General features: G+C 68.7%; 3 protein-coding genes and 2 pseudogenes. 3 read left to right on the plus strand and 2 right to left on the minus strand.

The window, feature by feature from the left end:
- Window positions 1-494, minus strand: a pseudogene (gene ipdA / locus ACWELQ_RS39705) (cholesterol ring-cleaving hydrolase subunit IpdA); the annotation flags it as partial.
- 4 nt (window positions 495-498) lie between these two features.
- Entirely contained in the window at window positions 499-1263 is a 765-nt protein-coding gene (locus ACWELQ_RS39710; protein ID WP_452402157.1) for an enoyl-CoA hydratase family protein, read from the minus strand.
- Between the two features lie 63 nt (window positions 1264-1326).
- On the opposite strand from ACWELQ_RS39710, the gene ACWELQ_RS39715 reads away from it, so the two are divergent.
- The 3 genes and pseudogenes from ACWELQ_RS39715 to ACWELQ_RS39725 all read left to right on the plus strand — a co-directional run.
- A complete protein-coding gene (locus ACWELQ_RS39715) occupies window positions 1327-2121 on the plus strand; it encodes an SDR family oxidoreductase (protein WP_452402158.1) in 795 nt (264 codons plus the stop codon).
- A 19-nt stretch (window positions 2122-2140) separates the two neighbouring features.
- Window positions 2141-3052 carry an SDR family oxidoreductase gene (locus tag ACWELQ_RS39720; RefSeq protein WP_452402159.1) on the plus strand — a complete coding sequence of 304 codons (912 nt, stop codon included), beginning with the start codon at window positions 2141-2143 and terminating at the stop codon, window positions 3050-3052.
- 444 nt (window positions 3053-3496) lie between these two features.
- Window positions 3497-4247, plus strand: a pseudogene (locus ACWELQ_RS39725) (hypothetical protein); the annotation flags it as partial.

Genomic DNA, 4247 nt, shown 5'->3' on the forward strand with positions numbered 1-4247 from the left:
AACGCGGCGTCGAGATTCAGCGCCGGCAAGGCGATGAGGGTCTCGGTCTTGCCGTCGGTCTCGTAAGGCGACTGAACGGTTTTCAGCTCGCCCTCCCAGAAATCGACCACGGACGAACCCAGTCCCGCCCGGATCGGCAGGAACGGCAGGCGCGCACCGGCGGCCTGCAGACCGCACTTGACCATGCCCTCGTCCATCTCGCGCACGGTGATCGCGCCCTCGGTGCGAGCCTTGGCGAACCACGGATCGTAGAACGGCGCGGAGTCCAAGGACACGAAGCCGTAGTACGCCTTGCGCACCTTGCCCGCCGAGCACAGCAGGCCGAGGTCCGGTCCGCCGTAGGTGACGACGGTCAGATCCTTGATGTCCGACCGCAGGATCGCGCGCACGAAGGCCATCGGCTTGCGCCGCGAACCCCAGCCGCCGATGCCGATGGTCATTCCGCTGCTGAGCTCACCGACGACCTCGTCGAGGCTCATTCGCTTGTCGCGCATGGCTTTACTTCCCCTTCTTCTGCGCGGCCAGGTCGTCGTCGAAGCGCGCCCGGATCTCGTCGGCCACGCCCGCGAGGTTGAGCTCCATGGTGAAGCCCTGCTCGAAGCGGTAGGAGCGGTGCACGTCCTGCACGTCGATGCCGTTGAGCGCCTTCTTGGCGGCGCGGATGACGCGGCCGTCCTTGTTGGCGATGTTCTTGGCGACTTCCATTGCGGCGGCGTCGAGTTCGGCCCGCGGGACCACCTTGAACACCGAGCCGTAGTGGTGCAGCTGCTGCGCGGTGAGGGTGCCCGCGGTGTAGAACATGGTCCGCATCAGGTGTTGGGGGACCAGTCGGGCCAGGTGGGTGGCCGCACCGAGCGCGCCGCGGTCGACCTCGGGGAGGCCGAAGGTCGCGTCGTCGGAAGCCACGATGACGTCGGAGTTGCCGACCAGGCCGATGCCGCCGCCCAGGCAGAAGCCGTTCACGGCGGTGACCACCGGGACCTCGCAGTCGTAGACCGCGGCGAAGGCGGCGAAACAACCGTGGTTGGCGCGGATCAGGGCGGTGTGGCCGGTGTCGGCGTTCATCTCCTTGATATCCACGCCGGCGTTGAAGCCGCGGCCCTCGGCGCGCAGGACGACGACCCGGGTCTCCGGGTTCTTCCCGGCCTGGGTGATGGCGTCGGCCAGGGCGAACCAGCCGTCGGAGGGCAGTGCGTTGACCTTGGGGTAGTCGACAGTGACGACTTCGACGCCCTCGGTTTCGGTGTGACGGTTGATCCCCATCGCATGTCCTTTGGTTGGAGCCCATCGTTGGCAAAACAAGCAAGTGCTTGGTAGGTTAGCACGGTGGGAATCGAAGTAAACCTGTCCGGCTCGGTCGTCCTGGTCACCGGCGGCGTGCGCGGCGTCGGAGCCGGTATCAGCCGGGTCTTCCTGGACGCGGGCGCGACCGTCGTGGCCTGCGCGCGGCGGCCCGCGGATACGCCCGTCGAGAGCAATGGACGCGAGATCGACTTCCTGCCGTGCGATGTGCGCGATGTGGATTCGGTGCGCGGCCTGATCGATCAAATCGTGGCGAAGTACGGGCGGCTCGACACCGTGGTGAACAATGCCGGTGGCGCGCCTTTCGCCCTGGCCGCCGACGCCAGCGCCAACTTCCATTCGAAGATCGTGCAGCTGAATCTGCTCGCGCCGCTGCTGGTTTCGCAGGTGGCCAACGAGGTCATGCAGAAGCAGGACACCGGCGGATCGATCGTGATGATCTCCAGCGTCTCCGGGCATCGGCCGTCTCCCGGCACCGCCGCCTACGGTGCCGCCAAAGCCGGTGTGGACAGCCTGGTCTCGTCGCTCGCCGTCGAGTGGGCTCCCAAGGTCCGGATGAACTCCGTGATCTGCGGCCTGGTCAACACCGAGTCCTCGCACCTGCACTACGGCGACGAGGACGGCATCGCCGCGGTCAGCCGCACTGTTCCCATGGGCCGCATGGCAACCCCCGAAGACATCGGCCGCACCGCCGCGTTCCTGGCTTCGCCGTTGGCCGCCTATGTCACCGGCAGTCAGCTGCTCGTGCATGGCGGCGGCGAGAAGCCCGCCTTCCTCGAAGCATCCACCGCAGACGTCCCCGCCGTCTCCGGCCACTAGAAACGAAGAGGTAATCGATATGACCGACAACAAGATCTGCGACGGCCGCGTCGTCATCGTGACCGGAGCGGGTCGCGGCATCGGCCGCGCGCACGCCCTCGCCTTCGCCGCCGCCGGTGCCAAGGTCGTGGTCAACGACATCGGTGCCGAGCTCGACGGCGCGCCCAGCCCGGATTCCCCGGCCGCCCAGGTCGTCGAGGAGATCAAGGCCCTCGGCAGCGACGCGGTCGTGAACGGCGACGACATCTCCGACTGGGAGGGCGCGCGCCGCCTGATCGCCACCGCCGTCGAAACCTTCGGCCGCCTGGACGTGCTGGTCAACAATGCGGGCATCGTGCGCGACCGGATGCTGGTCAACCTCGGCGAGGACGAGTGGGACGCCGTCATCAAGGTGCACCTCAAGGGCCACTTCGCCCCCATGCGGCACGCCGCCGAGTACTGGCGCAACGAGGCCAAGGCGGGTCGCACCCCCGACGCCCGCATCATCAACACCAGCTCCGGCGCGGGCCTGCTGGGCTCGGTCGGCCAGGGTAACTACTCCGCCGCCAAGTCCGGCATCGCGGGCCTGACCCTCACCGCCTCCGCCGAATTCGCGCGTTACGGCATCACCGTGAACGCCATCGCCCCGGCCGCGCGCACCCGCATGACCGAGACCGTCTTCGCCGACATGATGGCCGCCCCCGAGGACGGCTTCGACGCCATGGCCCCGGAAAACGTGTCCCCGCTGGTGGTCTGGCTGGGCAGCGCCGACTCCGCCGGTGTCACCGGCCGCATGTTCGAGGTCGAGGGCGGCAAGGTCACCGTCGCCGACGGCTGGCGGCACGGCGTCTCCATCGACCGCGGGGCCCGCTGGGAACCGGCCGAGCTGGGCCCGGTCGTGCGCGACCTGCTGTCCAAGGCCACCACCCCGGAGCCGGTCTACGGCGCGTAGGCCGTATCACTCGAACCATCGCATCGCCGGTACCCCGTCAGGGGGTACCGGCGATTGTGTTTTCAGCAAAGGGCGAAAGATTGCTGACCGTTTGGTCCGATTTTTCAGTGTGACGCAAGGGTGTTGGAGCTCACAGTCGGGGGATCGTGATTGTGAGGTCGGGCGTATTGCCTGGTCGGGCCAATGTCGCTGGGGTGCTTGGGGATATTGAGTACGTAGGGGGTTGTGCAGGCGTACGGTTTGTGAGCACCCCTAATGCGTTCGGGACTTGTGCGAAACGTCGTGGTGGCCGTTACGATGGCCGCGTTCCGCAAAGGTCCGGCAATCGGGGCGGCAGTGAGCTCGACCCCGTCTCGATCTGCCTGGTGCGGATCGAGATTCCGTGCCTATGGCGCGGAGAACAAAGCCAAGTGCGCGCGGTATCGATGAGGGGATGGCTGTCGCATGATCGTCGATCGTGCAATGCGCCTGGTGGCAGTGATCGCGGCTGTCGCCGGTTCGGCGCTGCTCGGGCCCGCGGTTGCCGACGCGCAGCCGGGCGGCATCCCGCTCGATCCCGTGCCCGCCGGACAAGATCCCGGCCAGCCGGTTTCTACTCCGCAATCGATCGACGCGCAGGCCGCCACCCCGGTGGCCGGGCCCCAGGATCTGCTGTCCATTCTGCTCGCCCTCGGATCGGGCTCCGCCGCCGTCGGTTCCGCCGGAGTCGGCTCGGCCGCGGTCGGTTCGGCCGGAGTCGGCTCGGCCGTCGGCGGTACCGGCTCCGCCGCCCTGGGCACCGGCTCCGCGGTAACCGGTTCCGCCGGTGCGGCATTGGGCTCTGCCGCCGTCGGCACCGGTTCGGCCTTGGGGGCGACCGGTTCGGCCGCCCTCGGAACGGGTTCCGCCGCTGTCGGTTCCGCCGGATTGGGCACCGGCTCGGTGCTGGGCCTGGGTTCGGCGGGCGTGGGATCCGCGGGCGTCGGCACGGGTTCGGCACTGCTTGGTTTGCTGCTCGGAACAGGTTCGGCGGCAACGGGTTCGGCCGCGGTGGGCTCCGCCGCCGTCGGTTCCGCCGGGCTGGCCGGACTGTGCACCGGCTCGGCCGCCATCGGTTCCGCCGGAATCGGTTCCGCCGGACTGGGTTCCGCGTTGGGCGGCTCCACCGGTGCGGGTTCGGCGGGCGTCGGCTCGGCGGTCGGTTCCGCGGGCACCG

It is taken from the genome of Nocardia sp. NPDC004722, assembly GCF_053601505.1.